The organism is Pandoraea captiosa, assembly GCF_902459775.1.
In the GTDB taxonomy this organism is placed as follows: domain Bacteria; phylum Pseudomonadota; class Gammaproteobacteria; order Burkholderiales; family Burkholderiaceae; genus Pandoraea; species Pandoraea captiosa.
The window spans coordinates 1,104,984-1,129,414 of the sequence record NZ_CABPSQ010000001.1; the positions used below are offsets into that span (position 1 = coordinate 1,104,984).

Genomic DNA, 24,431 nt, shown 5'->3' on the forward strand with positions numbered 1-24,431 from the left:
GTAATGGATGGGCATATCAAAATTCGACTCAGGAGCGTAAGTAAATGACAGCGAGTGTGAAAGCGAGTGTGACCTCGGACGTGAGCTCGAAAGCGAAGGCGAACGTGGCAGCGGGAGCGACCTCGCGCAAAGTGACGGACGCCTTTGTCGGCAAGCTTCACGACACGGACGTGCTCGTGATCGGCGGCGGCCCTGCGGGAACATGGGCCGCCATCAGTGCCGCCGCAAAAGGCGCGAAAGTCGTGTTGGCCGACAAGGGCTACTGCGGCACCTCCGGCGCAACGGCGCCCTCGGGTACGGCGATCTGGTACGTGCCGGACGATGGTCAGACACGCGAGCGCGCCAAGGCCAGCCGCTTCGAGATGGGCGGGCAACTTGCCGAGCATGCATGGATGGATCGCGTACTCGATCAGACCTGGGACAACGTCGAGCAACTCGCGCAATGGGGCTACCCGTTCCCGGTCGACGAGTTCGGCCAGTCGCAACGCACGTCCGTACAGGGTCCCGAGTACATGCGCCTGATGCGCAAGCGGGTCAAGGAAAGCGGCGCACGCATTCTCGACCATAGCCCTGCCCTCGAACTGCTGGTCGACGACGATGGCGCCGTGACGGGGGCGACCGGCGTCAATCGCCAGACCGGCGAGACGTGGCTCGTGCGTGCGAACGCCGTGGTCATTGCGACCGGCGGATGCGCGTTTCTGAGCCGGGCGCTGGGCTGCAACGTGCTCACCGGCGACGGCCAGTTGATGGCCGCCGAGGTGGGTGCCGAACTCTCGGGCATGGAGTTCTCGAATGCCTACGGCCTTGGCCCCGCCTTTGCGTCCGTCACCAAATCCATGTTCTACAAATGGGCGACGTTCTACGACGAAGACGGCCGGAAGATCGAAGGTGCCGGATCGGCGCGCGGGCGCGGTGTCATCGCCCGAGAACTGACCACCGGGAAAGTCTTCGGCTGCCTCGATCAGGCGGACGATCAGATTCGGGCATGGATGCGCACGGCGCAGCCGAACTTCTTCCTGCCGTTCGACCGGCTCGGCATCGATCCCTTCACGCAGCACTTTCCTGTGACATTGCGTCTGGAAGGTACGGTACGCGGCACGGGGGGATTGAACGTCACGGGCCAGGACTGCGCCACCTCGGTAACCGGGCTCTACGCCGCGGGCGACGCCGCGACGCGCGAATTGATTTGCGGCGGCTTTACCGGTGGCGGCAGCCATAACGCCGCGTGGGCCATGTCGTCGGGATTCTGGGCCGGTGCCGGAGCGGCGACCTTCGCGAAGCACAACCGCCGCGCGACGTCTGTTTCGCTCTATCACACGGGGGGCGCGGGACTACAGGCGTCGTCCACGTCCCAGGCCATCGACAGCGCACAAGTGATCCGCGCCGTTCAGGACGAAGTCTTTCCGCTGGAGCGCAACTGGTGGCGCCGGGCCGATCTGCTCGACGACTCGCTCGGACGCCTCGACACGCTATGGAAACGCTTGCGCTCCGGTAGTCCGGCACGCACTGCGCAGGAGGCCGTGCGCACGCGTGAAGCGGCCGCCATGCTTGCGACCGCGCGCTGGATGTATCGCAGCGCGCAAGCGCGCACCGAGACTCGCGGCATGCACCGACGCGTGGAACATACCGTCACGGACGAAGCACAGCATCACCGGCTGCTGAGCGGCGGACTCGACGAGGTCTGGGTGCGCAGGCAGCCGGTCACGGTGCGTGCAACACGCGCCCCGATCTCCGAGGGGGCCATCGCATGATCGAAATCGTGAACGAGGCACGCTGCACCGGCTGCAACATCTGTGTGCGCGCGTGCCCGACCAATGTCTTCGAGGCGGTCAAAGGCGGCGTGCCCCGCATTGCGCGGCAAGACGACTGCCAGACGTGCTTCATGTGCGAGTTGTATTGCCCCGAAGACGCCCTGTTCGTCGCCCCGCACGCCGATCGTGCAACGAACGAAACCGACGCGCAACGCCTGCGCGAGGTGACCTGGGGCAGTTATCGCGACGCTGTCGGCTGGGGCCCGGGCCGGCATTCCACTGCGGCGCTCGACGCCAGTTATGTATTGTTGACGAAGGCACATTAATGACGAAAGACACACACAAGGGGGTGTCCCGCACACGCCGCACGCTCCTCAAAGGCGCAGCAGCGGGACTGATGATGGCCGGCAGCGGCGCGCGTGCAGCAAGCGCAAACGGCAGCGGCAAGACGTTGCGCTTCGGTGTCATCGGCCCGGCCCGGGCGCCGGCTGCGCCGACCGGCTATGCGCTCGATCGCGGCTATCTGCTGCGCGAACTGGCGCCACTGGGCTTCGATAACGTGCGGTTCGACATGTTCTCGAACGGGCCCGACCTGAACGAAGCGCTCTTCTCCGGGACACTCGATGTCGGCATCTACGGCGACACGCCCGCCGTGGTCGCGCGCTCCCAAGGTCTCAAGGCGCGCCTGATCGGGTTCGAGGAGATCGGGCTGGCGGCATGGCTGCTGACCCCGCGCGGCGGCGTGAGCAGCGTGAAGGCGCTCGAAGGCAAGACCGTGGGCGTGCCGCTCGGCTCGTACATCCACCGGTATCTGCTCGGTGTGCTCGATGGTGCGGGGCTGACGGGGCGCGTGCGCGTGGTGCATATGCTGGGGCGTGATGCAGGCGCTGCGCTCGAACACGGCGCCATCGGCGCCTATGCCGCGCAATCGGATCTCGGGCCGACACTCGCCGCGCAAGGGTATCCCGTCATCAACAAGGCGGCCCAGCATCCCGAATTGCTCGGCTCGTCGGTCATCGTGGCGTCCGACAAGGTGCTCAGTCAGGCGCCGGCATTGCCCGCGGCGTGGAACCGTGCGCGACGCGATGCGCTCGTCGAGATCAAACGCGATCCGGCGGCCTATTTCGACTTTCATCAGCGCACGAGCGGCATTCCGATCGAGACCGTCAAGATCTCGCATCCCATTGCGAACTACCCGGGCGACGCGCTGCCGTCATCCGGCATCCAGCTCCTCGATGGCGTCAAGCGCTTCCTGCTGGATAGTCGTCTGATTCGTCACGACTTTGCCGTGCAGCAGTGGCAAACGTGAGCGGCACCGCGCGGTGTGCGCCGGAGCCGAAGCCGAAGCCGAAGCCGAAAACGGGGCACTGATACACCTGAAAGCGCCCCGGCGCACAAGCGCCCGCCCGTGCGACGGGTTGGCACTTGTGCGTCGGCCGATTACAGCGAGACAGCTTCCAGGATCGCGTCGGCAAATGCCTTCGGCGCTTCCTGCGGCAGGTTATGGCCGATGCCGCCGCCGATGTCGCGGTGCTCATACTTGCCGGTGAACTTCCTGGCGTAGGCCGCCGGTGCGGGATGCGGCGCGCCGTTCGCGTCGCCTTCCATCGTGATCGTCGGCACGCCGATCGTCGGGGCTGCCGCCAGGCGTTTCTCCAGCGCGTCGAAGCGCGCCTCGCCCTGCACCAGCCCGAGACGCCAGCGGTAGTTATGAATCACGATGTCCACGTGATCCGGGTTGTGGAAAGCGGCGGCCGAGCGGGCGTACGTCGCGTCGTCGAACTGCCACTTCGGCGACGCCAGTTGCCAGATGAGCTTGTTGAACGCGTCGGTGTTCGCGGCGTAGCCCTTCGCGCCGCGCTCGGTCGCGAAGTAGAACTGATACCACCATTGCAGTTCGGCCTGCGGCGGCAACGGCACCGCATTGCCCGCCTGACTGCCGATGAGATAGCCGCTCACCGACACCATCGCCTTCACGCGCTCGGGCCACAGGGCGGCGACGATGTTCGCCGTGCGCGCCCCCCAGTCGTAGCCGCCGAGAATCGCCTGGTCGATCTTCAGCGCGTCCATCAGTGCGATGACGTCGGCGGCCACCACGGCCTGCTGGCCGTTGCGCGGGGCAGTGGCCGAGAGCAGACGCGTCGTGCCGTAACCGCGCAGGTAAGGCACGATGACGCGATAACCGGCTGCCGCAAGCAGCGGCGCCACGTCAACGTAGCTGTAGATGTCGTACGGCCAGCCATGGAGCAGGATCACGACCTTGCCCTGCTTCGGACCGGCCTCGGCATAACCGACGTTCAGATCACCCGCCTCGATCTGTCGAAGCGCTTCGAACGACGTATGTCCGCCGACGGTTGCCGTGGTCGCCACGTTGGCCGCATTGGCGGCATTGGCCAGTTGCGACAAACCGAGTTCCGCGAGGGTCACCCCTGCGAGCGTGGTTCCAAGAAGACGACGACGGCGAAGATTGACCGGATCCGACATGACTTTTGACCTCTCTGAGTGATATACCGGCGCACCGGTGAGCGATGGCGCCAAGGGTTGCGCTGTCCGCATTCCGTCCATGTTCCGTCGGGATTTCGAGGCTGACGGATGGCGGGTTGAGCGCTTGCCCATAGTTATATCTGCCGAATCCAGGCCGTTTATGTCCGAATGTATCCGTCGGGACAAGTGACACATACGGATTCAAAAATCCGCGCCGAATGGGCGACGAGAGGTCTTGTCGCCCTGCGCCGGATCACTTGACGCTGGCCACGGCATCCAGAATCACCTTCGCAACGTCGGCCGGACGCGACTGCTGCGGCACGTGACTCGTCGGCAACTCCGTTACCTTCGCGCCGATCGTGCGCGCCATGATGCGCTGCGCTTGCGGGTTGATCATGCGGTCGTTCTGACTCACGACGAACCACGACGGCTTCTGACGCCAGGACGCGACGCTCAGCGTGTCGGCGAACGCCGCGCCCTTGATCGGACCTTGTGTGGCGGCCATGACACGCGCTTGCCTGGCCGGCACGTCCTGTGCGAAGTACTTCGCGACGTCCGCCGGCGGCAGGCTGAGCCAGCCGTTCGCGTCGGCCACGATATGGTCGATGCCGGGGGCCTTCGGCAGATCCTTCGAGAGCGCTTCGACCGACTGTCCGGCGTCCGGCGCGAAGGCTGCGACGTACACGAGGCTTGCCACCTTGTCGTCCTTGCCGGCTTCGGTGATGACGGCACCGCCCCACGAGTGGCCCACGAGCACGACCTTGCCGGGCTGGTTGTCGATGGCGCGCGTAGCGGCGGCAACGTCTCCTGCGAGCGAATCGAGCGGGTTCTGCACGGCGGTGACCCTGACGCCCTTGTCCTGAAGGAGACCTACGACCTTGGCCCAGTCGGAGCCATCGGCGAAAGCGCCGTGCACGATCACGACGGACGGCGCGGCGTCGGCGGTTGCCGCAGTTGCTGCAGGTGCGGCCGGCACGGCGGCAGCGCCCAGAAGACCGGTGCTCAACAGAATGGCGGCGAGGGTAGAATGGTGGTTCATGAAAATCTCCTTGATGCTGGATTAGCAAGGGTTGCGGGGTAAGTCCGACGGGTGTCGTTCGGCGGTTCGTCTGCCTGACTCGACTGGTTGCCAGTGTCGTCGCCCGGCGCGTGCGGCGGTATCGGACGATCGACCGACCCGCCACGTTCCGTCATGCCGACGTCGGCTGACACCGGCCCGGCTTCGCCACCCGCCCTTGGCTGTCATGCCCTTGATGCCCGTCATGCGCCCGACACCCTTCCCGCTCCCCTGACTACCAAGCCTTTGTCATCCGACCTGACCATGCCTTCGAGCACCGCCGACCTCACCGACGCGATTCTTGCGCTCGCTTTCATTGGCGATCTCAGCATGGGGCGCTCAACGGACCACTCCCGTCGCGCCGCCTGCCTTGCCGGTTGGCTCGCACAGGCATGCGGCGCCGATCTCGATGCACAGAATCATGCCCGCGCAACGGCCTTGCTTCGCTGGTCGGGATGCACCGCCAACGCCGGGGGCTTTGCGGAACTGCTCGGCGACGACGTCGCCGCGCGTGAAGCGATGATGGCCCAGACCTTGCCTGCGCTCTCCGCCCAAACACAATCGCTCATCGTGCCGTTGGCCCTGATTCACTGCGAAGTGTCGGGCGATGTGGCGGCCACGCTGGGGATGCCGTCGGCTGTCGTCGACGCCCTGCGCAAAGTGTTCGAGCGCTTCGATGGCAAAGGCATGCCTGCCGCGCACAGCGGCGATGCGATTCCCGCGACGGTCTTCTTTGTCAGCGTGGCAAGCGACCTGGAAATTCTTGCTCAGGCGCACGGCCGCGATAACGCCTTCGCCTTCCTGCGCAGTCAGGCGGACGCCAAGTACCCCGCGCGGCTGGTCGACACCGCCCTGCACCATGCCGGACACTGGCTGGATGCACTCGCCTCCGCATCCCCCGACACGAGCACCTGGCAACTGGCGCCTGTCGGGCGCCACGCCGATGTCCCCCTCTCGCTGCTCGCCGATGTCACGGAGTTGAAACTGCCTTGGCTCGCGGGCTTCTCCCGCCGAGCCGCCGACCTGGCAGCGCGCACGGCGCGCAGCCTCGGACTGGACACAGACGTGCAGACGCAATTGCATGCGGCGGCGCTGCTGCATGGCATCGGCCGCGCGGCGCTGCCAAACCGGCTGTGGGAGACGGACGGAAAACTGTCGGCGGACCAGTGGGAGAAGGTCCGCCTCGTGCCGTACTGGAGTTCGCGGGCAGCCCGGCAGATCGACGGATTGCGCCAGACGGCGGAGCTGGCGTCGTATGCCTACGAGCGGCTCGACGGCAGCGGGTACTTTCGCGGCGTGTCGGGCCCCGCATTGACCACGCCGCAGCGCGTGCTCGCAACGTCCGTCGCGTTCGAAGCGTTGCTCGCAACGCGTCCGTGGCGCGACGCAATGACATTCGACGAAGCCGCCGACACGCTCACGCGCGACGCGCACGCGGGAAAGTTCGACGCCGAAGTCGTGGCGGCTGTCGTAGCGACAGCACAAGGCCAGACCGTGCGCCCGCGGTCGGCAAGTGCCGGGGCGAACGCGCTGCTGTCGCCGCGCGAGCTCGACGTGCTGCGTCAAATCAGCGCGGGCCTGAGCAACAAGGAGGCCGCCCGTGCATTGGCACTGAGCCCAAGCACCGTGCGCACCCACGTCGAGAGCATCTTTCGCAAACTGGATTGCTCGACGCGCGCCGCCGCAACGCTTAAGGCTCTCACGGCGGGCATGCTCTGACAGGCCGCGTGATAGCATTTCGGCTTCCATAACAGGTATCGCCTCTCATCCACCCGCATGACGTCCAACGCACGCAAACGCCTGAGCGCATGGCTTGGCCTCGCCGCCATGTGGCTCGCCGTGGGCATGCCGCTGGTCAGTCAGATGCTCGCCGCGCATCGGGCAGAGGCCGCGCGCGTGCTGGACGTGGCGTTCTGCACCGTCGAAGGCGATGGCCGCTCGCTGCCCGCCGTGATGAGGGCGTCGGCTCAGGCGCACGGCAGCGATGCTACGCACGCCATGCACGCCGACGGGGACCACGCCTCGCCGATGTCGCACGGCGCGCACGATAGCCAGAGCGACCTTTGCGGCTACTGTTCGCTGCTTGCCAATCACCCGCCTCTCGTCATGCCGGCGCTGACCGGCGCGGTGTCGTTCGCCTGGATTGCGCGCGCGGGACCGCTTGCCGATCGTGTTGCTTCCCATACCCAACCCGCCCGCACACCGCCTGCCCGCGCGCCCCCCGCCTTTTCCTGATCTCGCACTCAGTCCGATGCCTCACCGCACCCGGTGACCGCGTCGTTCCCTGTTCGCGTGCACGTCCGACGGATCGTCGTATCCGCGGCATGCACGCGCCGCCGCCATCGCGTGGCGGCACGAGACGGAATCGTCGCACTATGCAGATCCCTTACACACAGACACCTCACACGCACGAGGCGCAACCGGCGCGCGCCGCCGCTCAGTACCGCACGCTCTGGCGTTGGCATTTCTACGCAGGGTTGTTCGTCATGCCGTGGCTCATGGTGCTGGCCATCACCGGCACCCTTTATGTCTTCCAGCCGCAAATCGAATCGTGGCTGTATCAGGACAGGCTCGCCGTTGTAGCGACCGGCGCGCCGCGGATCAGCGAGCAAACGTTAATGGAACGCGCCGCGGCAACGCTGCCCGCCGGTTCACGGATCAGTTCGGTCGAGGTGAATCGCGATCCGGCGCGCAGTGCCGAATTCATTTTTCGCCTGCCCGGTGGCGAGCGGGAAAGCGTGTATGTCAACCCCTACACGGGCGCAGTCCTCGGTACGTTGAGTGTCGAGCATCGGCTCATGGCGCAAACGCGCGCGCTCCATCGCTCGCTCATGCTGGGCAAGCCCGGTGAACTCCTCATGGAACTGGCAGGGTGCTGGACGCTGGTGATGCTGGTCACGGGCCTCGCGCTCTGGTGGCCGCGGGCCGGCGCCACTTGGGCCAACGCGTTGCGCCCGCGTCTGCAATTGCGCGGACGCGCGCTCTTGCGCAATCTGCACGGCGTTGCCGGACTGTGGCTTGCGGCGGGCGGACTGGCGTTCGTACTGACGGGCCTGCCCTGGTCCGGCTCATGGGGGGCGCAGTTCAAGGTGCTGACATCCAGGATCGGTATGGGCTCGCCGCCCGGCGCCTGGGGTGAAGCGCCGGTGCGCTCCCAGATACCGTCCAAGTCGGTGAAGATGGACGACCTGCCCGTTGCCCAGATTCCCTGGGCCGTAGGCAACACGGCCGTGCCGCGCTCGACGCCGCCGGGTACCACTGGCACGGCTGACACGGCAGACACGGCAGACACGGCGACGGTGATGCCGGGAATGCAAGGAATGTCCCATGCAGCCCACGGCGCGAAGGACATGCCCGGCGCCGCGGACAACACCGACGCGCATGCCGAACATAGCGGACATAGCGGACATGGCGCACATAGCACACATAGCGCCGGGCGCGACACCGGTCTGACGCCCGCCAGCCTGCGCGCGGAAGGTGCGCTGCCGGTCGATGCGGTCATGGCGATTGCCTCGCGTCTGGGAGTTGAGACCGGCTACAGCCTCGTGGTGCCGAAGCGGCCGGACGGCGTCTACACCATCTCGTACTTCCCCGCCGATCCGAAGGTCGAGCGCACGATCCACATCGATCAATACAGCGGCAAGGTGCTGCGCGACATCGACTACAACGCCTACGGGGCGATCGCACAGGCGGTCTCCTTCGGGACGTCGCTGCACATGGGCCGCTACTTCGGTCCCGCGAATCAATGGCTGTGCGCGTTGATTTCGATGGGCTTGTTCGCCATGGCGGTGACTGGCTTCGTCATGTGGTGGATGCGCCGTCCGGCACGCGCGCTGGGCGCACCGTCGCGCCCGGCGTCACCGCCGCCGATGCGCGGCTGGACATTCGGCATGATCGCGCTGGGCTGCATTTTTCCGCTGATGGGCGCGACGATGACGCTCGTGTGGGCGGGAGATCGTGCGGTGTTCGGACGTCGTCCGGGGCCATGAGTCGCCATGCGCCATAAGACGTAAAAAGTGGGCTGACGGCGATGGCGACGACAGCGCGGGCTATGTGGTGTTACGCCGACTCATGCCGACTCATGCCGACTCCTGCCGACTCATGCCGACACTCCGACTTACGCCGGCCGCGGCCCCACGTAGGCCGCACGAGGACGTATCAGTTGCGTACTCTCGCGCTGCTCTCTGGCGTGAGCGATCCAGCCGATGGTGCGCCCGAGTGCGAAGAGCCCGAACGCGGCGCCCACGGGCAGGCCCAGATGACGCCGCACCGCCACCAGCGCGAAGTCGAGTGACGGACGCTGGCCGATCAGGGCATCGGCCGCGTCGATCATCGTCTGCCACGTCGGATGCGCGGGCAGCACGCGAGCGAGCATGGCGCTGGCCCGCACGTCCCCCATCGGGTAGAGGTGGTGGCCAAAGCCGGGCAGTTTCTCGCCACGCGCGAGGCGTTCGCGCATGCGGTTCGCAATGTCCACGTCGCCGATCTCGTCCCACATCGCTTCGTTGCGAGCCGTCGTGCCACCATGGCGACCGCCGGTCAGGGCCGACAGCCCTGCAATGATCGCCGCGCGCAGGCTCGCGCCCGTGGATGCCACGCACCGCGCCGTGAAACTCGACGCGTTCAGTTCGTGGTCGGCGCACAGCACGAGTGCCATCCGGATCAGGTCGGCCCCCTCGGCATCATTCACGCCCCAGGCTTTGGCACATTGCTCGTGAATTGGCGCAGCGCTCGGCAGCGTGCCCAACAAGCAGGCTGTCATCAGCCGCAGCAACACCGCGCTGCCCTGTGCAACGCGCAACGGGTCGCGTTGCCAGATCGCCGTGGGCGCATCGTCGCTCACAACGGTAAACGTAGGGAGCAGCGCCTCTTCGGCGCGACGATCGCGATAGCGCTCGAGCAGCATGACCGGCCAGTCGGACGCGAGCCTTCGCGTGGCGGCGTCGGCGTCGCCGCTCGCGAAAGCTTGTGCTTCGTCGCATTGCCACAACCACGCCGCCATCGCCTCCACCGATGCCGTTTGCGCCATCGTCAGCGCATCGCGCCCACGGTAGTAACAGCGAGCGTCCTCGATCAGCGTGATGGACGACTCCAGCACGGGCATCCCCCAATCGAGTGCGGCCTTGGCCACCTCTTTGGGTTTGCGCCCGCGCGTGCGTTGCGCCGCAAGGCGCTCGACGTCAGCCGCGCGGTAGCGACGCTCACGATGCGTCTTGCCCGGCTCCGCATGCAGCAGCCCTCGGCTCACGTAAGCGTAAAGCGTCTGAAGCGACACGCCGAGACGCTCGGCGGCTTGCGCCGCAGTGAAGTAATTCATGGTCGAATCCCTGACAGAGAAGGGACGGGAAGCCAACAGATTGATTAAGTTAATCAATATTGACAATAAAATCCATGGGCTTAAGCTTCAATGCGCCGGCAGTCTTGCATCGCGACTCACTGCGATGCCACGTATCGAATCGTTCGAGGACTTCCCATGCATTGCCCTTTACCCGCCGCGGCTTCTGCTTCTGCTACCGGCGCCGACGCCGTCGTTTCGCTTGCTGAAGACACGGGCTTCATTGCGGCCTATCTGAACGACATGCAGCGTGCCGTCGCTGGTGATACCAGCGATAGCGACGATAGCGGCCCTGATATCGATCTCACGATCAGCGGCGAAGGTGCGTTGCCGTGCGCCTTTCCCTACACCGACTTCGCCACGTCGGCCATTGCAACGGCCACGCTGGCCGTGGCCGGACTGACGACGGGTGCGGCAGGCGACTACGGCCTGAATGAGCGCGCCGTAATGCCTCGTGTGAACGTCGACCGGCGCTTGGCGTCCTTCTGGTTTCAAACGTCCTTGCGTGCCCAGGGCTGGTCATCCCCCCCGATGTGGGACCCGATCGCCGGTGACTATCGAACCGAGGATGGCTGGATTCGGTTGCACACGAACGCCGCGCACCATCGCGCGGCGGCACTGGCGGTGCTCGACGTCGAAGCACAGCGTGAGGACGTGGCGCGCGCCGTGTCGGCGTGGAAAGCCGACGCGCTGGAGCACGCCGTCGTCGCGCAGGGGGGCTGCGCTGCTGCCATGCGCACGCTGGCGCAATGGCGCGAGCATCCGCAAGGCATGGCCGTCGCGGCCGCGCCGCTATTGCAATGGGAGACCTTCGACGCGGCCGATACCTCCCGCCTGCGGCAGTGGAAACCGATGCGCGAGCGGCCGCTGAGCGGCATTCGCGTACTCGATCTGACACGTATCCTCGCGGGTCCGACGGCCACGCGCTTTCTCGCGGGCTTCGGTGCACAGGTGCTACGCATCGATCCGCCAGGCTGGGACGAAGTCGGCACGGTGCCCGAAGTCGTGCAGGGCAAGCGATGCGCCCGACTCGACCTGAAGCAGGCGGACGGGCGAGCCGCGCTGGAGGATTTGCTTCGCGACGCGGACATCGTCGTCCACGGCTACCGGCCCGATGCACTGGAACGTTTGGGACTTGGCGCTGCACGCCGTCGCGAACTCAACCCGGCACTGATCGACATCTCGCTCGACGCCTATGGCTGGCAAGGTCCCTGGCATACCCGGCGTGGCTTCGACAGTCTGGTGCAGATGAGCACCGGCATCGCCGATGCCGGCATGCGCGCCGCGGGCACGCAGCGTCCGGTGCCACTGCCCGGCCAGGGCATCGATTACGCGACGGGATATCTCATGGCGGCAGCGGCGGTCCATGCGCTGGCGCTGCGTCAGACGCGCGGCGCAGGCGCAACGGTCCGTGCGTCGCTCGCGCGCACCGCCCATCTGCTGGTGAGGCATCGCTCGTCGGCCACTGGCCCCACCCCGCTGGCCGAGGAGACGCCTGCGGACCTGTCGCCGCGCATCGAAGATACGTCATGGGGCCCCGTGCGGCGCGTCGCAACGCCGATGTCGATCGTCGGCACGCCGGTCGATTGGGCGCTGCCCGCCATGGCGCTGGGTACGGCAACGCCCCGTTGGGCATGAGCATGGGGAATCGCTGAGCGCGATGCAGGGCGCGTGAGGCACACGCGCCCTGACCTGCTTGCCTCGACGTCCTGATCGATCGTTGATCGTAGATCAATCGCTAATCGATTGCATGCCGCCTCGCTTGCCGGGCCGCATGCAATTGGCGCTCAGCCTGACTGAGCAGCGACGAGAGATTGGGAGGTTCGCCGGTTGGCGCCCCGTGCGCGTCGAACGTCATGGGATCGGCCATCGCAATCCCGAAGCTCGCCGTGAGCGGCAGCACCTCGCCGTTGGGCAGCTTCAGGGCCGTGGCTTCGATGCGTCCGCGCAGCAGTTCGGCAAACTGGCGTGCTCGCGACTCGTCGAGCACGCGAGCCAGCACCACGAAGGCGTCCGCCCCCAACCGCGCCACGACATCTCCCGGCTGCGCCGTGTTCAGGCACACCGCACCCACACGACTCAGCACGTCGTCGCCCACGCTGTGGCCCCATGCTGCATTGATCTGGGTGAAGTTGTCGATATCGAACTTGATCAGCGTGACCCTGCCCGGCGTTGCCGCGGCGCATAACGTCTGCGCCTGACGCGCCAGCGCCCGCCAGTTCATCAGTCCGGTCAGCGCGTCGGTGTCTGCGGTCATCTCCAGCTCGCCCAATAACCTCGCGCGTTCGCGCCGCAACTGCACCAGTTCGACGGCGTTGAGTCGCAATACGCGCAGGGCATCGAACACCGCGCTGATTTGGGGACGCTTCAACGGCACGTCTTCGCCGGGCACGGTGGCGTCGAGATTGCCCTGCGCGAGCGAATCCACAAAGCGGGCCGCCGCCTCGAAGGGCAGCACCACCGTGCGTCGGAAGTTGCGCAGAACGAACACGATCCCCAACACGAGGATGACCTCGGCCACCGCAGTCAGGATCAACAGCCGCAGTGCGTTGGCGCGCCGCGCCTCGACGTTGTGTTTCGCGCGCGCGAGCATGCTGTCGCGCAGATCGGTGATTGCGCGCATCGTCGGCACATAGTGAGCGGCGAACTCTGCCGTGGTGATCGCGGGCGGGCGTGGCTGAGCGGCCAATGTGCGCACCGTCGCCACGTAATGGAGCCCCGCACCGAAGTACTGCGCGTTCAAAGCGTTGAGCGTGCCGGGGCCGAGTTCCGGCGGCTCCGTCACCCGCGAAACGATCATGTCGCGAAGCTGGTCGATGCGCCCGAGTGTGCGCTCGATGGTCCGCTGATCCGCTTCGTTGAGCATCTGCCGGGTGGTGAGCGCGGCGGTGAAGTGCGAACCGAGTTGTCCCGCGTGTTCGCGAAGATCGGCCGCCAGTCGGGCAAGGATGATGTAGTGGAGTGCGTCCGGCGCGCCACGCGACACGACGTCGATACGCGACGACGCAACCGGCGTGAAATCGGCGATGACGCGAACCATGCGCTCGACAGCGTCGCGCACGGCCGCGTCGCTGCGCAACTCGCGCGGACGCTGCACCAGCAGGTCGACATTCGCGCTCGCCGCCGCGAGGTCGAGTCGTGCCCGTTCGACGGCGCGCAGACTACTCGCGCATTGACCGCATCGGTCGGACGAGAGCACGGTGAGCAACGCCTGAAGACGCGCGTTGGTCGCATCGCGCGCGTTCCGCAGCGCGATGACCGAGGCGTCGGGCAGCGGAAGGTCTGCGCCGAGCACGGCGTTGGCCGGCCCGCGTTCAGCAGACGCTTTCTCCATCGCCAGCAACGTGGCGCGCAACGCTTCGAGGGCGAGCTCGGCGTCGCTGGCCTGGCGGTAAGTTCCCCAGGCCAAGACAAGCAGGCCACTACAAAGGATGACGACAGCGGAGACAACGGCGAGGTTCTGTAACCGGAGACGACCGGTGAACGAACCGGCCGAGAGTAACTTGCGCTTCATTGACGATGACACCGTCGGCCACACGGTACAGGTTCCCACTGAGGCCGCTGCGAAGACACCGTGACGGCGCACCGTAACGGTGGCGATCCGCAGCGTGCCGCGGAAACGTCGTGCCCGGCACTTGGCACGTACGCTTGGCATCGTGAAACCGCCTTCAGTCAGCGGGATTCACGAGGCGTCATTCTCTCACAACGGTATGCTGCGCCCCGCGTGGCTCTCTAAAGTTATAGGTCGATCGCCAGCTCCGTTCCCTGCCGGATCGCCCGCTTTGCATCGAGTTCCGCCGCCACATCGGCCCCGCCGATGACATGGACACGTACACCCGCAGCACGCACACCATCAGCCAATTCCCGCATTGGCTCCTGTCCCGTGCACAAAACTACGTTATCAACGGATAGGACGTGCGGGGTGTCGTCGATGGTGACATGCAGACCTTCATCGTCGATACGACGATACGTCACACCGGGAATCATCTCTACGCCCCTGTGTTTAAGTGAAGTGCGATGAATCCATCCCGTGGTCTTGCCCAGCCCGTCGCCGACCTTCGACGTCTTGCGCTGCATCAGGTAGACCTTGCGCGGCGATGTCTGCGGCGCCGGCGGGCGCAAGCCGCCGGCATGCGCATAGGACGGGTCGATGCCCCATTCCGCATAAAACTTCTCGGGCACGAGCGTGGCGCTCTCGCCGGCTTGCGTCAGGAACTCGGCGACGTCGAAGCCGATGCCGCCCGCCCCGATCACGGCAACGCTGTTGCCGACCGTCGCGTCGTCGCGGAGCACATCGATATAGCTGAGAACCTTTGGATGATCGATCCCCTCGATCGCCGGCGTGCGCGGCACGACACCGGTCGCCAGCACGACGTCGTCGTAGCCACCCTCAACGAGCGAGTCCACTGTGGCGCGCGTATTCAGCATGACCCTGACGCCGCTCGCGTCCAGTTCGTGCCGGAAATAGCGCAACGTTTCGAAGAACTCTTCCTTGCCGGGAATCCGCTTGGCCATATTGAACTGCCCGCCGATCTGCGCGTCGGCCTCGATCAGCGTGACGTCGTGCCCCCTGCGGGCCGCAACGGTCGCGGCGGCCAGCCCGGCGGGCCCCGCGCCGACCACCGCGATACGTCGACGACGCCCGGTCGGCTCGATGCGCAGTTCCGTCTCGTGGCACGCCAGGGGATTGACCAGACACGACGTGATCTTGCCGCTGAAGGTGTGATCGAGACACGCCTGGTTGCACCCGATACAGGTGTTGATGGTCTCGGCGCGATCGGCGGCCGCCTTGTTGACGAACGCCGGATCGGCCAGCAGCGGACGCGCCATCGACACCATGTCCGCCTCGCCGCTGGCGAGAATCCGCTCGGCGACGTCCGGCACGTTGATGCGGTTCGTCGTAATCAGCGGAATGCCGACATGCCCTTTGAGCTTGCCGGTCACCCACGCAAAGGCAGCGCGCGGCACGCTCGTGGCAATTGTCGGGATACGCGCCTCATGCCAGCCGATGCCGGTATTGATCAGGGTGGCCCCCGCGGCTTCGACCGCGCGTGCGAGTTGCACCACTTCGTCGAACGTGGATCCCCCTTCGACCAGATCGAGCATCGACAGGCGGTAGATGATGATGAATTCGCGCCCCACCCGCGCACGCACGCGTCGCACGATCTCGACCGGAAAACGGATACGGTGCGCGTAACTGCCGCCCCACGCATCGGTGCGATGATTCGTGCGCGCCGCGATGAACTCGTTGATCAGGTAGCCCTCGGAGCCCATGATCTCGACACCGTCGTAGCCGGCGCGCTGCGCGAGCGCAGCACAGTTTGCGAAGTCGTCGATGGTCGCTTCAACCTCGTCGCTCGTGAGCTCGCGAGGCCTGGCGGGCGTGATCGGCGCCTGCAACGCACTGGGCGCGACGAGATCGGGATGGTAGGCATAGCGCCCGAAGTGCAGGATCTGCATGGCGATCTTGCCCCCGGCCGCATGTACCGCTTCGGTCACGACACGATGTTTGTCCGCCTCGTCTTCGGTGCTGAGCTTCGCACCGCCCGCGTAGGGACGTCCGGCATCGTTCGGTGCGATGCCGCCCGTCACCATCAGCGCCACACCGCCTCTCGCACGCTCGGCATAGAACTCGGCCATTCGGGCGAAGCCGTTGCGGGCCTCCTCCAGACCGACGTGCATCGATCCCATGAGCACGCGGTTGCGCAACGTCGTAAAGCCCAGGTCCAGGGGCCGCATCAGGTGGGGATAGCCGCTCATCGTTTTGTCTCTCTCGTCGTCCGGCGCAGGGCCGTGGCAGGTAGGGGGCAAGTAGGGGCAGTCTCGCAATCGCCGGTTATGCAACCGGTTGCATAGTTTGACGACGATTCTAAGCGCCCGAGTGACTATGCAACAAGTTGCATAGTGCGATTAGAGTCCCTAGACTACCGGGCATGCCGCTTGCCCACGCCCTGATGACCTCGCTGCTGGAAAAGCCCTCGTCGGGGTATGACCTCGCACGCCGGTTCGACAAGTCCATCGGCTTCTTCTGGCGTGCCACGCATCAGCAAATCTACCGTGAGCTGGCCCGTATGGAGGCGGCCGGGTGGATCGACTCGATGGCTGCCCCGGATGGCGGGCGAACCCGCAAGCGGGTCTACCGGGTGCGCGACGCCGGGCGTGACGAACTGCTGGCCTGGGCCGGCACACGGACCGAACCGTCCGATCTGCGTGACGACCTCATGGTCCGCCTGCGCGCGGACGCCGCCATCGGTCCGCTAGGCCTGCAACCCGAACTGGCGCGCCGCGCAGCGCTTCACGCGCAAAAGCTGGCGGCGTATCAGGCGATCGAGGCGCGGGATTTTCCGTCAGACGAAACCGCCCCGCCGCCCACTCGGGAAGCCACGCTGCAACGCCACATCCTCCGACTGGGCGTACGGTACGAACAGGGCTGGCTCGACTGGACCCGCGAGGCCTTGCAGTTGCTGGCGCACTGGGACGGCACGGACAGCGGGGACACTCAGTCGCCCTGACGTGATCGCTCCCGCTTGGGATTTCGTCCCATTTTCTTGTCAACGGACGGGACATCTGGCGCGTTTAACGTGAGAATCGACGTTAAGTTGGTCTACCGGTTGGTTGCCGATCGAGCACCGATTGGGTAACCGATCGTGTGCATCGGCATATCTGACCGGCAAACGTCACCGTTTTTCGCCCTACCCTAGGCATTCATGGTGTTTTCTTCCAAGCTCCTCAAGCTTTCCTGGCTGGCCAGTCGTTTTCGCGCCGCGACGACGTTCTCGATGCTGGTTGCCGCCACGCTCCCGTTGACCGTTTCGTCCGCCCACGCCGGCACGGTAATCGTGCTGGACTCTGGTGCTGCGCAGCTCTCCCTCATCGATCAGGCCTCGCATAAGGTCGTCGGCACGATGCCCACCGGCAAAGAGCCGCATCACCTCATGATTACGCCCGACGAGCGTTCGCTGATCGTGGCCAACTCGGTCTCGAACAGCCTGATGTTCCTCGATCCGAACACCGGCAAGTTCCAGCGCCAGGTGGCCGATATCGACGATCCGTACCAACTCGGCTTCTCGCCCGATCGCAAGTGGTTCGTCACGGCGGCGCTGCGCCTCGATCGCGTTGATCTCTATCACTACGACGGCGAAAACGTCACGGTGGCCAAGCGGATTCCCCTGGCCAAGACGCCGAGCCACATGACGTTCTCGTCCGACAGCAAGACGGTCTTCGTGACGTTGCAGGATTCGGGCGAAGTGGTGGCCATCGACCTGCCGACACAGACTGTGAAATGGCGCATGCCGGTCGGCAAGACCCCGGCTGGCCTTTGGATGACGCCGGGCGACAAGTACCTGCTCGTGGGCATGACCGGCGAGGACGACGTCGCCGTGGTGGACTGGCGCACCCAGAAGGTCGTCAAGCGTATCCAGACCGGACGCGGCGCCCACAACTTCCGCTCGCTCTCCGACGGCCGTCACATTGCCGTGAGCAACCGGGTCGAGAGCACCATCAGCATCATCGATTACGAAACGCTCACCAAGGTGGCCGACATCACCGGTCTGATGCCGGGACCGGACGATATGGAATTGTCCGCGGATAAACGCTATCTTTGGGTAACGTTCCGGTTTGCACGCCACGTTGGCGTGATCGACCTGCCCGCGCGCAAGCTGGTCGACACGATTGCCGTCAACCGGTCGCCACACGGCATTTACTTTGCCGATCGGGCGCCCGTACTTTCGCCGAATCCGGACTGACAGAACCGACAGATGATTCAGGAAGCTCTCAACTTCGTCGATAGCGGCATTTCTGCCGTTCAGACCCTCATCTACGTCGATGTGGTGCAGCCGTTGCTGTTCCACTTCAACTTGATGGGCTATGACGACGATATCTACGACGCCCTTTATCTCGTCATCATCGGGGTCATGCAGGTGGGGTTGACGTATGTGCTGCTGCGTCCCCTCGAAGCCTTGCGCCCGGTGGAGCGATGGCAGGATCGCAAGCAGGTCCGTGCGGACGTGATTTACACCTGGATCGCCAAGCTCGGCATTCTGAATTTGCTGTTCTTCATCGTGCTGCAACCGGTTTTCAACGAATTGCAGAGCCAGATGGTGATTCACGGGTTGCCGAGCGTCGACCTCGACGGGTTGTATCCCGGCGTGACCGACCAGCCCATCGTTTCGTTCCTGATGTACCTCACGGTGCTGGACTTTGCCGGTTACTGGTATCACCGCTGGCAGCATCGCTTCGGCGTCTGGTGGGAACTGCACGCCGTGCACCACAGCCAGCAACAGATGTCCCTGTGGTCGGACGACCGGAATCACTTCCTCGACGATATCGTTCAGGCTGCGTTCTTCGCAGCGATCGCTCTGTTCATCGGCGTGCAGCCGGCACAGTACGTCGTGCTCGTGGCCGTGGGCAACTTCCTGCAAAGCGTGCAGCACGTCAATGCCCGGCTGCCTTATGGTCCTGTGCTCGAACGCCTGATCGTGAGCCCGACCTTCCATCGTCGCCATCACGCGATCGGTTACGGTCACGAGGGCACCCGCTACGGCTGCAACTTCGGGGTGCTTTTCCCGTGGTGGGATATGCTGTTTCGCACGGCGTCATGGGAGCGCACCGTCGAGCCGACGGGCATTCGCGACCAGTTGCCCGCGCCGGAGGGCCGGTCCCGTCGCTACGGCATGGGGGTGATCGCACAGCAGGTCCGCGCCCTGGGTCGCATCGCCAAACGTCTTGCGCCGCGCCGCACGTCGCCGCGCCAGCCAGTCTGACGCGGTTGCGCAGCCGGGATCAGCGCTCGGCTGGCGCCCGCACCTCCGGCTAGATCCAGCCGAATTCAATCACTTCGCACCGGCAGCCGTCGGCGCCGCGCAGCAACGCGTGGCGTCGATGGACTTGCCGCGACACGCGCTCAGCGACGGCGTTGTCCGGCAGAGCAGCGCCTGATACGGCCAACCGTATCGAAATCCCTTGTCGAGCATGCAAAGCTGGGCCGATGCCACGTCGTTGCGCTTCATGGTGTCGGACGGCATGTCGAAATCGGTATAGCCGCAGGCGGCCATTTCGCGCCTGACCGTGGCGAGATCCGTATTGGGGCGCGTCCAGTCGGTGTAGGCAGGCTTTGCGCGCCGCCCGGATGATGGCGCGGCCGGATCGATGTTGTCTGCGGCGACGAACGTTTTTGGCCGTGCCACATTGGCACAGGCCGGTAACTGTGGGGAATAGGTGCACAGAATCTGCCCATCCTGATACTGGAAGCCGTCGTCCACCATGCACAGTTCGGCCCTGGCCCACTCGTTTGTGGTCAACTCGCTCGTGCTGACATGGGCGGCATCGGGAAACCCGCAAGACAGCATGGCATGGCGCACACCCTGTTCATCGATGCCCGGCTTTTTCCAGAGTGTATAGAGCGCCGGCGCCGGCTGAAACGGACGAGTCACGCAAGCGCCAAGCCCGAGGGCGCCGCCAATGCACATGACGGCAACGCGCAACACCGTCCACTTGACCGTCCGAAAAACGCGGACGCGATACCTCAGCATGCCAACCTCATGAAGTCCCCGATATTGTGTTGTCCGACGAAATTCGTCGATGGGCTCGCATTGTAGCGCCCGCATTGCCGCACCACTACCGCGGCACTGCCGCACCTATCGCGTCGCTTCCCCGAAGACCTGACTCACGCTATGCTGCGCGCAGTGGTACGCTCGCCGGCCCAAGGCTCGCGAATTGCCGCGAACCGTCTGTGCGGCGACCGCCCCGGATCGAATTCAGCGACATATGGTGCAACTGCAATCCCATGCTGGCGACGCCCTCGTCAGCCATCACATCGCGTGGTACGTCTATGTGCTGCGCGCACTCCTCGCCCTGCTCGTGCTCGGCGCATGCGCCTGGGGATCGATGGCGCTCGCCTATCGGTGCCCGGGGCCTGCACCCGTGCGTTATGGCGTTATCGCGCTATGGGCGTTGCTGGGCATCGCCGCCATCGTCGCTTTGCTGCGCGTGCGCGCGGGCGTGCCGCTCAGGGGCTGGCCGCTCGGTTTTCTGGTTGCGATGATCCTGCTTGTCGGCTGGTGGCAGACGATCCGGCCATCCAACGATCGCGATTGGGCCGCCGATGTCGCCCAGCGCCTCAACTCCCGACGCGATGGCTCACACGTCACCCTGCATAACGTGCGTAACTTCGAATGGCGCACAGAAACCGACTTCACGCCACGGTGGGAAACGCGCGACTACGATCTGGACAAGCTCGTGAGCGCCGATCTGGTGCTGTCCTACTGGATGGGACCGGCCATCGCGCATACCCTGGTGTCGTTCGGGTTCGAGGACGGCAAGCGCGTCGTGTTCTCGATCGAGATCCGCAAGAAACAAGGGCAGAAATTCTCGGCCATCGGGGGGTTCTTCAAGGACTTCGAGGCAACGCTGGTCGCCGCCGACGAACGCGACATCCTGCGCGTGCGCAGCAACGTACGCGGCGAGACAACCTATCTTTATCACCTGAATATCCCGTCTGCGGCGCTGCGCCAGGTCTTCCTCGGCTATCTCGAGCGCGCCCGAGAGCTGGACAGCGAGCCCGCCTGGTACAACACGCTCACCAGCAATTGCACGACCATCGTTTTCGAGATCGCACGGCTTATCGCCCCCGGGCTGCCGCTCGATTATCGTTTGCTGCTCTCAGGTTACTTCGCCGAATATGCCTACGATCAGGGAGGCCTGACGCCGGGCTTCACCTATGCGCAACTGCATGAGCGCGGCAACTTCGTGCAACGCGCGCTGGCTGCGGGCGATGCGCCGGACTTCTCGGCGCGCATTCGCGACGGGGTGCCGGGCGACGATCCGAAGGTGATCCCATGAGACTGCCGCGTACGACATCCCGGCTTCGGCACGCCGGCGCACTCGCGGCCATCGTCTGGCTTACAGTCCTGTCGGGCTGCGCCATGGTGGAGGTGCGCTCGCTCGGTCCCGAGCAGTACATCGCCATGAAGCGTGGCGACATTCTGTCCACCGGCAAGCTCAGCGCCTCGACCGACGAGACGATTCGCGTGGCAGGCCTGGACGAAACGGTGTGCGCGAAGACGTCGCTCGACTGCATCGACGCGCTGGGACGCGCCAAGGAAATCGACGTCGACCGGCGACTGGCGGCGATGGCAGAGATTTCCATGCAGCTTGCGATTGCGCAGACGTCGCCCGGCGACAAGCAATGGAACGACGCGCAATTCGATCTGTGGCTGCGCTCCGCGCGCTACGCTTACGCCTATCTGTTCTACAGCGACCGGGCGTCGAGCGAGCGCGCATTCGAGGATCGTCAGACGCAGGTGCGCGACTATTACAACTACGCGGTGCAGAACTTCTCCGTCGCGCTCTTTCGTCGTGTGCAGCAAACCGGCAGCGACAAGATCGCCGGATGGACGTTGCCTATCGACGCCAGCAGCGTTCGCTTTGCCGACAACCGCACGCAGCCGCGCGAAGTGCTGCCGGCCTCCACGCTGTCCTTCGCAGGATTGCGAAGCCCGTATCGACGCGACGGCTTCGGCGCGGAGCTCGTCGCCGTGCTCGACGAAAAGTCGGCTGCCGATGCACTCGCCGCCGCCCGCCCCCCGGCAGCGCGTGGCGACGCCGCGACCGGCCCCGCGCCCGACACTGTCGGCACGGAACCAACCGAGAATCGCGGCAACACAGGGGCCAGTTCGCGTAACGCTCGCGAGAGCCGCGCATCGCGCGACTTCCGACGCGCGACCGATCCGAACGCGGGCCCCGTGTTCAGCGAAATGCCCTCACCGTCCCTCACGCTGCTGCTTCGCTTTAACGGCACCACACTCGAAGAGGTGCTGACGACGCAGCTCGCCACACTGGTCGTCTACGACCCCTACCGACAGGCGTCGGTCGAAATCAATCATCAGCTGGTGCCGCTCGCCGGCAACTTCACCGCCGGCTATGGTTTGTGGCTCGCGCGCTCGGGATTCGCCGAGCAGTCGTTGCGAACCTTGTTCGGGCGCGATCGGGGCATCGTGCGCCCGCACATCTATCTGATGCAGCCATTCGATCCGGGGCGTCGCGTCATTCTGATGCTGCACGGGCTGGCCAGCAGCCCCGAAGCGTGGGTGAATCTTGCCAACGAGATTCAGGGAGACGCGACCCTGCGCGAGCATTTTCAGGTCTGGCAGGTCTATTACCCGACGAATGCGCCGATTCTGGTCAACGCGATGGCAATCCGCAACGCGTTCGAAGCCACGATCAAGCACTTCGATCCGGACGGCCAGTCGGCAGCCTCGCACGACGCCGTGATCATCGGACACAGTATGGGCGGCGTGATCGCACGCCTGATGGTATCCAGTTCGGACGACGATCTTTGGGAAACCTTCCAGAACGACTATCAGCTCGATGACGATCAGATCGACCGCGCGCGCGACCGGCTCGATCCGCTGTTCAATTTCAAGCCTATCCCGCAGTTCGAGCGCGCGATCTTCATCGCCGCACCGCATCGCGGCACACCGTTCGCACGCAACCGGATCGGGCGCTGGGTCTCGAACCTGATCAAATTGCCCGTCACGTTGCTCTCGAGCATCGACGACGTACTCCACTACGCCACCGGCTCGGAAGACGATCCGTCCGAGGGCAAGACGCGCTACGTGCCCAACAGCATCGACCAACTGCGCGACAACGATCCGTATGTCGTCGCCGCTGCCGGGCTGAAGATCTCGCCGTCCGTCCACTATCACTCGATCATTGCGCGGCGAAGCCCCAAGGGGCCGCTCACCGAATCGACCGACGGCGTGGTGCCGTATGCGAGCGCGCATCTGGCGGGGGCCGAATCGGAACGAGTCATCGTCGCGGGTCACAGCGTGCAGGAAACACCGCAGGCCATTCTCGAGATACGCCGTATCCTGCATGAAGACGTCGATGAACTCGACCCCGTCAAGTTGCCTGGCCGTCTCAACCCGTATCAAGCCATCGATCCGCCGCCACTCGCCCCGACGCCGCCGGGGCGGCCGACATCTTACTGACGCGTCGACGGTCCCGTCACGTCAGGAGACCGCATTGATCTGAATGTGATACACGCCCCATGGGCAAAGCGCGAACCGTTCCTTGAGCGGTTTGCCCGCCAGCACCGGGATCCTTGCCGGATCGTAGACGGCCCACAGCGGCCCTAACCCGCCGAGCGCGAGGGGCTTGTCGTCGATGTGGGTCGCCAGCAAAAATCCGTACTCGCGCACTTGCCCCAGGGTCGTGGCGACAACGTATCCGTCGATGGCGCGCAACAGCACCTGAGTCAATGGATTGACGGGAATGCCGGCCTGCGCCAGCACGTCGGCCAGACGCGGCCCGCGAAGCGTATGCGCCCGGGCGTCGTACTCCAGCGTTGGACGGATCGTCTGCGCCGGCGTGCGGCTCAGCATGGCGAAGTCGAACGCGTAGCCCGCATCGAATTGCACCAGTTGCTTGTGAAAGAGTTGATCCAACGCCGGATCGACCGCTCCCCGATTGTGGCGCTCGATGGCCCCGGACAGAGTGACGAGGGGCGTCGAAGTCGGTGCGGCAAAAGCGCCTGCCTCACCCGGTTTGTCCGATTTGGCGGCAGGTTTGGCGGCGGATGTAGCGGATTGGGCAAACACCGGCACCGAGGCGCCGAGGGCGACGGCACCGGCAAGAAAATCACGTTTGTTCATGGCGTTGGCAAAGACAGATGACACCGGTTGACGCGATGCGCTCGACAGACCGGACAACAAGCGCATGCGCGCAGATGTCCCCTCGCGCGCGGACGCAAGAGCGTACCACCAATGCCGCCCGACTTGCCAACGCCCATCGCGCGTCCGGCGGC

General features: G+C 65.3%; 19 protein-coding genes. 12 read left to right on the top strand and 7 right to left on the bottom strand.

The annotated features are described in order from the left end of the window. The first annotated feature begins 44 nt into the window (after positions 1 to 44). The 3 genes from PCA31118_RS04685 to PCA31118_RS04695 are packed head-to-tail and all read left to right on the top strand — an operon-like array spanning position 45 to position 3,060. Positions 45 to 1,751: an FAD-dependent oxidoreductase gene (locus PCA31118_RS04685; protein ID WP_150623353.1), complete on the top strand. Its 1,707-nt coding sequence runs from the start codon at positions 45 to 47 to the stop codon at positions 1,749 to 1,751. Then, the gene (locus PCA31118_RS04690) at positions 1,748 to 2,077 is read left to right on the top strand and encodes a 4Fe-4S binding protein (RefSeq protein WP_150623355.1); all 330 of its coding nucleotides are present in this window, start codon (positions 1,748 to 1,750) and stop codon (positions 2,075 to 2,077) included. Before PCA31118_RS04685 ends, PCA31118_RS04690 begins: the two co-directional genes overlap by 4 nt. Continuing rightward, the gene (locus PCA31118_RS04695) at positions 2,077 to 3,060 is read left to right on the top strand and encodes an ABC transporter substrate-binding protein (protein WP_150623357.1); all 984 of its coding nucleotides are present in this window, start codon (positions 2,077 to 2,079) and stop codon (positions 3,058 to 3,060) included. Before PCA31118_RS04690 ends, PCA31118_RS04695 begins: the two co-directional genes overlap by 1 nt. A gap of 131 nt (positions 3,061 to 3,191) precedes the next feature. On the opposite strand, the gene PCA31118_RS04700 is transcribed toward PCA31118_RS04695, so the two are convergent. Further along, on the bottom strand, positions 3,192 to 4,235 hold the full coding sequence (locus PCA31118_RS04700) for an alpha/beta fold hydrolase (RefSeq protein ID WP_150623359.1): 1,044 nt from the start codon (positions 4,233 to 4,235) through the stop codon (positions 3,192 to 3,194). Between the two features lie 253 nt (positions 4,236 to 4,488). Then, complete coding sequence (locus PCA31118_RS04705; RefSeq protein ID WP_150623361.1) at positions 4,489 to 5,274, bottom strand: alpha/beta fold hydrolase; 786 nt, start codon at positions 5,272 to 5,274, stop codon at positions 4,489 to 4,491. Positions 5,275 to 5,556: 282 nt separating this feature from the next. Between PCA31118_RS04705 and PCA31118_RS04710 the strand changes: the two genes are divergently transcribed. From PCA31118_RS04710 to PCA31118_RS04720, 3 genes are all read left to right on the top strand, one after another. Then, positions 5,557 to 7,011, top strand: coding sequence for an HD domain-containing phosphohydrolase (locus PCA31118_RS04710; protein ID WP_150623364.1), 1,455 nt, complete (start codon positions 5,557 to 5,559; stop codon positions 7,009 to 7,011). Positions 7,012 to 7,068: 57 nt separating this feature from the next. Next, the gene (locus PCA31118_RS04715; protein ID WP_150623366.1) at positions 7,069 to 7,527 is read left to right on the top strand and encodes a DUF2946 domain-containing protein; all 459 of its coding nucleotides are present in this window, start codon (positions 7,069 to 7,071) and stop codon (positions 7,525 to 7,527) included. Between the two features lie 140 nt (positions 7,528 to 7,667). Beyond that, complete coding sequence (locus tag PCA31118_RS04720) at positions 7,668 to 9,281, top strand: PepSY-associated TM helix domain-containing protein (protein WP_150623369.1); 1,614 nt, start codon at positions 7,668 to 7,670, stop codon at positions 9,279 to 9,281. A gap of 128 nt (positions 9,282 to 9,409) precedes the next feature. Here PCA31118_RS04720 and PCA31118_RS04725 read toward each other — a convergent pair whose 3' ends face one another. Next, positions 9,410 to 10,609 carry a citrate synthase family protein gene (locus tag PCA31118_RS04725; protein WP_150623371.1) on the bottom strand — a complete coding sequence of 400 codons (1,200 nt, stop codon included), beginning with the start codon at positions 10,607 to 10,609 and terminating at the stop codon, positions 9,410 to 9,412. A gap of 261 nt (positions 10,610 to 10,870) precedes the next feature. Here PCA31118_RS04725 and PCA31118_RS04730 point away from each other — a divergent pair, with 261 nt between their 5' ends. Then, complete coding sequence (locus PCA31118_RS04730) at positions 10,871 to 12,265, top strand: CoA transferase (protein ID WP_246190087.1); 1,395 nt, start codon at positions 10,871 to 10,873, stop codon at positions 12,263 to 12,265. Between the two features lie 100 nt (positions 12,266 to 12,365). On the opposite strand, the gene PCA31118_RS04735 is transcribed toward PCA31118_RS04730, so the two are convergent. After that, positions 12,366 to 14,141 (bottom strand): GGDEF domain-containing protein, encoded by a 1,776-nt coding sequence (locus PCA31118_RS04735; RefSeq protein ID WP_174990328.1) that lies wholly within the window; start codon positions 14,139 to 14,141, stop codon positions 12,366 to 12,368. Positions 14,142 to 14,365: 224 nt separating this feature from the next. Next, positions 14,366 to 16,387 (bottom strand): NADPH-dependent 2,4-dienoyl-CoA reductase, encoded by a 2,022-nt coding sequence (locus PCA31118_RS04740; protein WP_150623377.1) that lies wholly within the window; start codon positions 16,385 to 16,387, stop codon positions 14,366 to 14,368. Between the two features lie 173 nt (positions 16,388 to 16,560). Between PCA31118_RS04740 and PCA31118_RS04745 the strand changes: the two genes are divergently transcribed. The 3 genes from PCA31118_RS04745 to PCA31118_RS04755 all read left to right on the top strand — a co-directional run bounded on the left by PCA31118_RS04745 (position 16,561) and on the right by PCA31118_RS04755 (position 19,389). Next, positions 16,561 to 17,139 carry a PadR family transcriptional regulator gene (locus tag PCA31118_RS04745; RefSeq protein ID WP_150623379.1) on the top strand — a complete coding sequence of 193 codons (579 nt, stop codon included), beginning with the start codon at positions 16,561 to 16,563 and terminating at the stop codon, positions 17,137 to 17,139. Between the two features lie 267 nt (positions 17,140 to 17,406). Next, positions 17,407 to 18,372: a YVTN family beta-propeller repeat protein gene (locus PCA31118_RS04750; RefSeq protein WP_150623778.1), complete on the top strand. Its 966-nt coding sequence runs from the start codon at positions 17,407 to 17,409 to the stop codon at positions 18,370 to 18,372. A 12-nt stretch (positions 18,373 to 18,384) separates the two neighbouring features. Then, positions 18,385 to 19,389, top strand: coding sequence for a sterol desaturase family protein (locus PCA31118_RS04755; RefSeq protein ID WP_150623381.1), 1,005 nt, complete (start codon positions 18,385 to 18,387; stop codon positions 19,387 to 19,389). 69 nt (positions 19,390 to 19,458) lie between these two features. On the opposite strand, the gene PCA31118_RS04760 is transcribed toward PCA31118_RS04755, so the two are convergent. Continuing rightward, a complete protein-coding gene (locus PCA31118_RS04760) occupies positions 19,459 to 20,157 on the bottom strand; it encodes a hypothetical protein (RefSeq protein ID WP_246190056.1) in 699 nt (232 codons plus the stop codon). A 235-nt stretch (positions 20,158 to 20,392) separates the two neighbouring features. Between PCA31118_RS04760 and PCA31118_RS04765 the strand changes: the two genes are divergently transcribed. After that, positions 20,393 to 21,466, top strand: a complete 1,074-nt coding sequence (locus tag PCA31118_RS04765) for an Lnb N-terminal periplasmic domain-containing protein (protein WP_150623382.1) — start codon at positions 20,393 to 20,395, stop codon at positions 21,464 to 21,466. After that, positions 21,463 to 23,616 carry an esterase/lipase family protein gene (locus tag PCA31118_RS04770; protein ID WP_217431239.1) on the top strand — a complete coding sequence of 718 codons (2,154 nt, stop codon included), beginning with the start codon at positions 21,463 to 21,465 and terminating at the stop codon, positions 23,614 to 23,616. Before PCA31118_RS04765 ends, PCA31118_RS04770 begins: the two co-directional genes overlap by 4 nt. Before the next feature lie 21 nt (positions 23,617 to 23,637). Here the strand turns inward: PCA31118_RS04770 and PCA31118_RS04775 are convergent, their stop codons facing one another. Beyond that, positions 23,638 to 24,279, bottom strand: coding sequence for a putative pterin-binding protein (locus PCA31118_RS04775; protein ID WP_150623782.1), 642 nt, complete (start codon positions 24,277 to 24,279; stop codon positions 23,638 to 23,640). Positions 24,280 to 24,431 lie beyond the last annotated feature (152 nt).

Bases quoted from the DNA above. Each gene is read 5' to 3' on its own strand.
- PCA31118_RS04700 (WP_150623359.1), bottom strand. From the start codon at position 4,235: ATGTCGGATCCGGTCAATCTTCGCCGTCGTCGTCTTCTTGGAACCACG.
- PCA31118_RS04745 (WP_150623379.1), top strand. From the start codon at position 16,561: ATGCCGCTTGCCCACGCCCTGATGACCTCGCTGCTGGAAAAGCCCTCG.
- PCA31118_RS04775 (WP_150623782.1), bottom strand. From the start codon at position 24,279: ATGAACAAACGTGATTTTCTTGCCGGTGCCGTCGCCCTCGGCGCCTCG.
- PCA31118_RS04730 (WP_246190087.1), top strand. From the start codon at position 10,871: ATGCAGCGTGCCGTCGCTGGTGATACCAGCGATAGCGACGATAGCGGC.
- PCA31118_RS04720 (WP_150623369.1), top strand. From the start codon at position 7,668: ATGCAGATCCCTTACACACAGACACCTCACACGCACGAGGCGCAACCG.
- PCA31118_RS04740 (WP_150623377.1), bottom strand. From the start codon at position 16,387: ATGAGCGGCTATCCCCACCTGATGCGGCCCCTGGACCTGGGCTTTACG.
- PCA31118_RS04770 (WP_217431239.1), top strand. From the start codon at position 21,463: ATGAGACTGCCGCGTACGACATCCCGGCTTCGGCACGCCGGCGCACTC.
- PCA31118_RS04690 (WP_150623355.1), top strand. From the start codon at position 1,748: ATGATCGAAATCGTGAACGAGGCACGCTGCACCGGCTGCAACATCTGT.
- PCA31118_RS04695 (WP_150623357.1), top strand. From the start codon at position 2,077: ATGACGAAAGACACACACAAGGGGGTGTCCCGCACACGCCGCACGCTC.
- PCA31118_RS04725 (WP_150623371.1), bottom strand. From the start codon at position 10,609: ATGAATTACTTCACTGCGGCGCAAGCCGCCGAGCGTCTCGGCGTGTCG.
- PCA31118_RS04760 (WP_246190056.1), bottom strand. From the start codon at position 20,157: ATGCTGAGGTATCGCGTCCGCGTTTTTCGGACGGTCAAGTGGACGGTG.
- PCA31118_RS04710 (WP_150623364.1), top strand. From the start codon at position 5,557: ATGCCTTCGAGCACCGCCGACCTCACCGACGCGATTCTTGCGCTCGCT.
- PCA31118_RS04765 (WP_150623382.1), top strand. From the start codon at position 20,393: ATGGTGCAACTGCAATCCCATGCTGGCGACGCCCTCGTCAGCCATCAC.
- PCA31118_RS04735 (WP_174990328.1), bottom strand. From the start codon at position 14,141: ATGAAGCGCAAGTTACTCTCGGCCGGTTCGTTCACCGGTCGTCTCCGG.
- PCA31118_RS04705 (WP_150623361.1), bottom strand. From the start codon at position 5,274: ATGAACCACCATTCTACCCTCGCCGCCATTCTGTTGAGCACCGGTCTT.
- PCA31118_RS04755 (WP_150623381.1), top strand. From the start codon at position 18,385: ATGATTCAGGAAGCTCTCAACTTCGTCGATAGCGGCATTTCTGCCGTT.
- PCA31118_RS04715 (WP_150623366.1), top strand. From the start codon at position 7,069: ATGACGTCCAACGCACGCAAACGCCTGAGCGCATGGCTTGGCCTCGCC.
- PCA31118_RS04750 (WP_150623778.1), top strand. From the start codon at position 17,407: ATGCTGGTTGCCGCCACGCTCCCGTTGACCGTTTCGTCCGCCCACGCC.
- PCA31118_RS04685 (WP_150623353.1), top strand. From the start codon at position 45: ATGACAGCGAGTGTGAAAGCGAGTGTGACCTCGGACGTGAGCTCGAAA.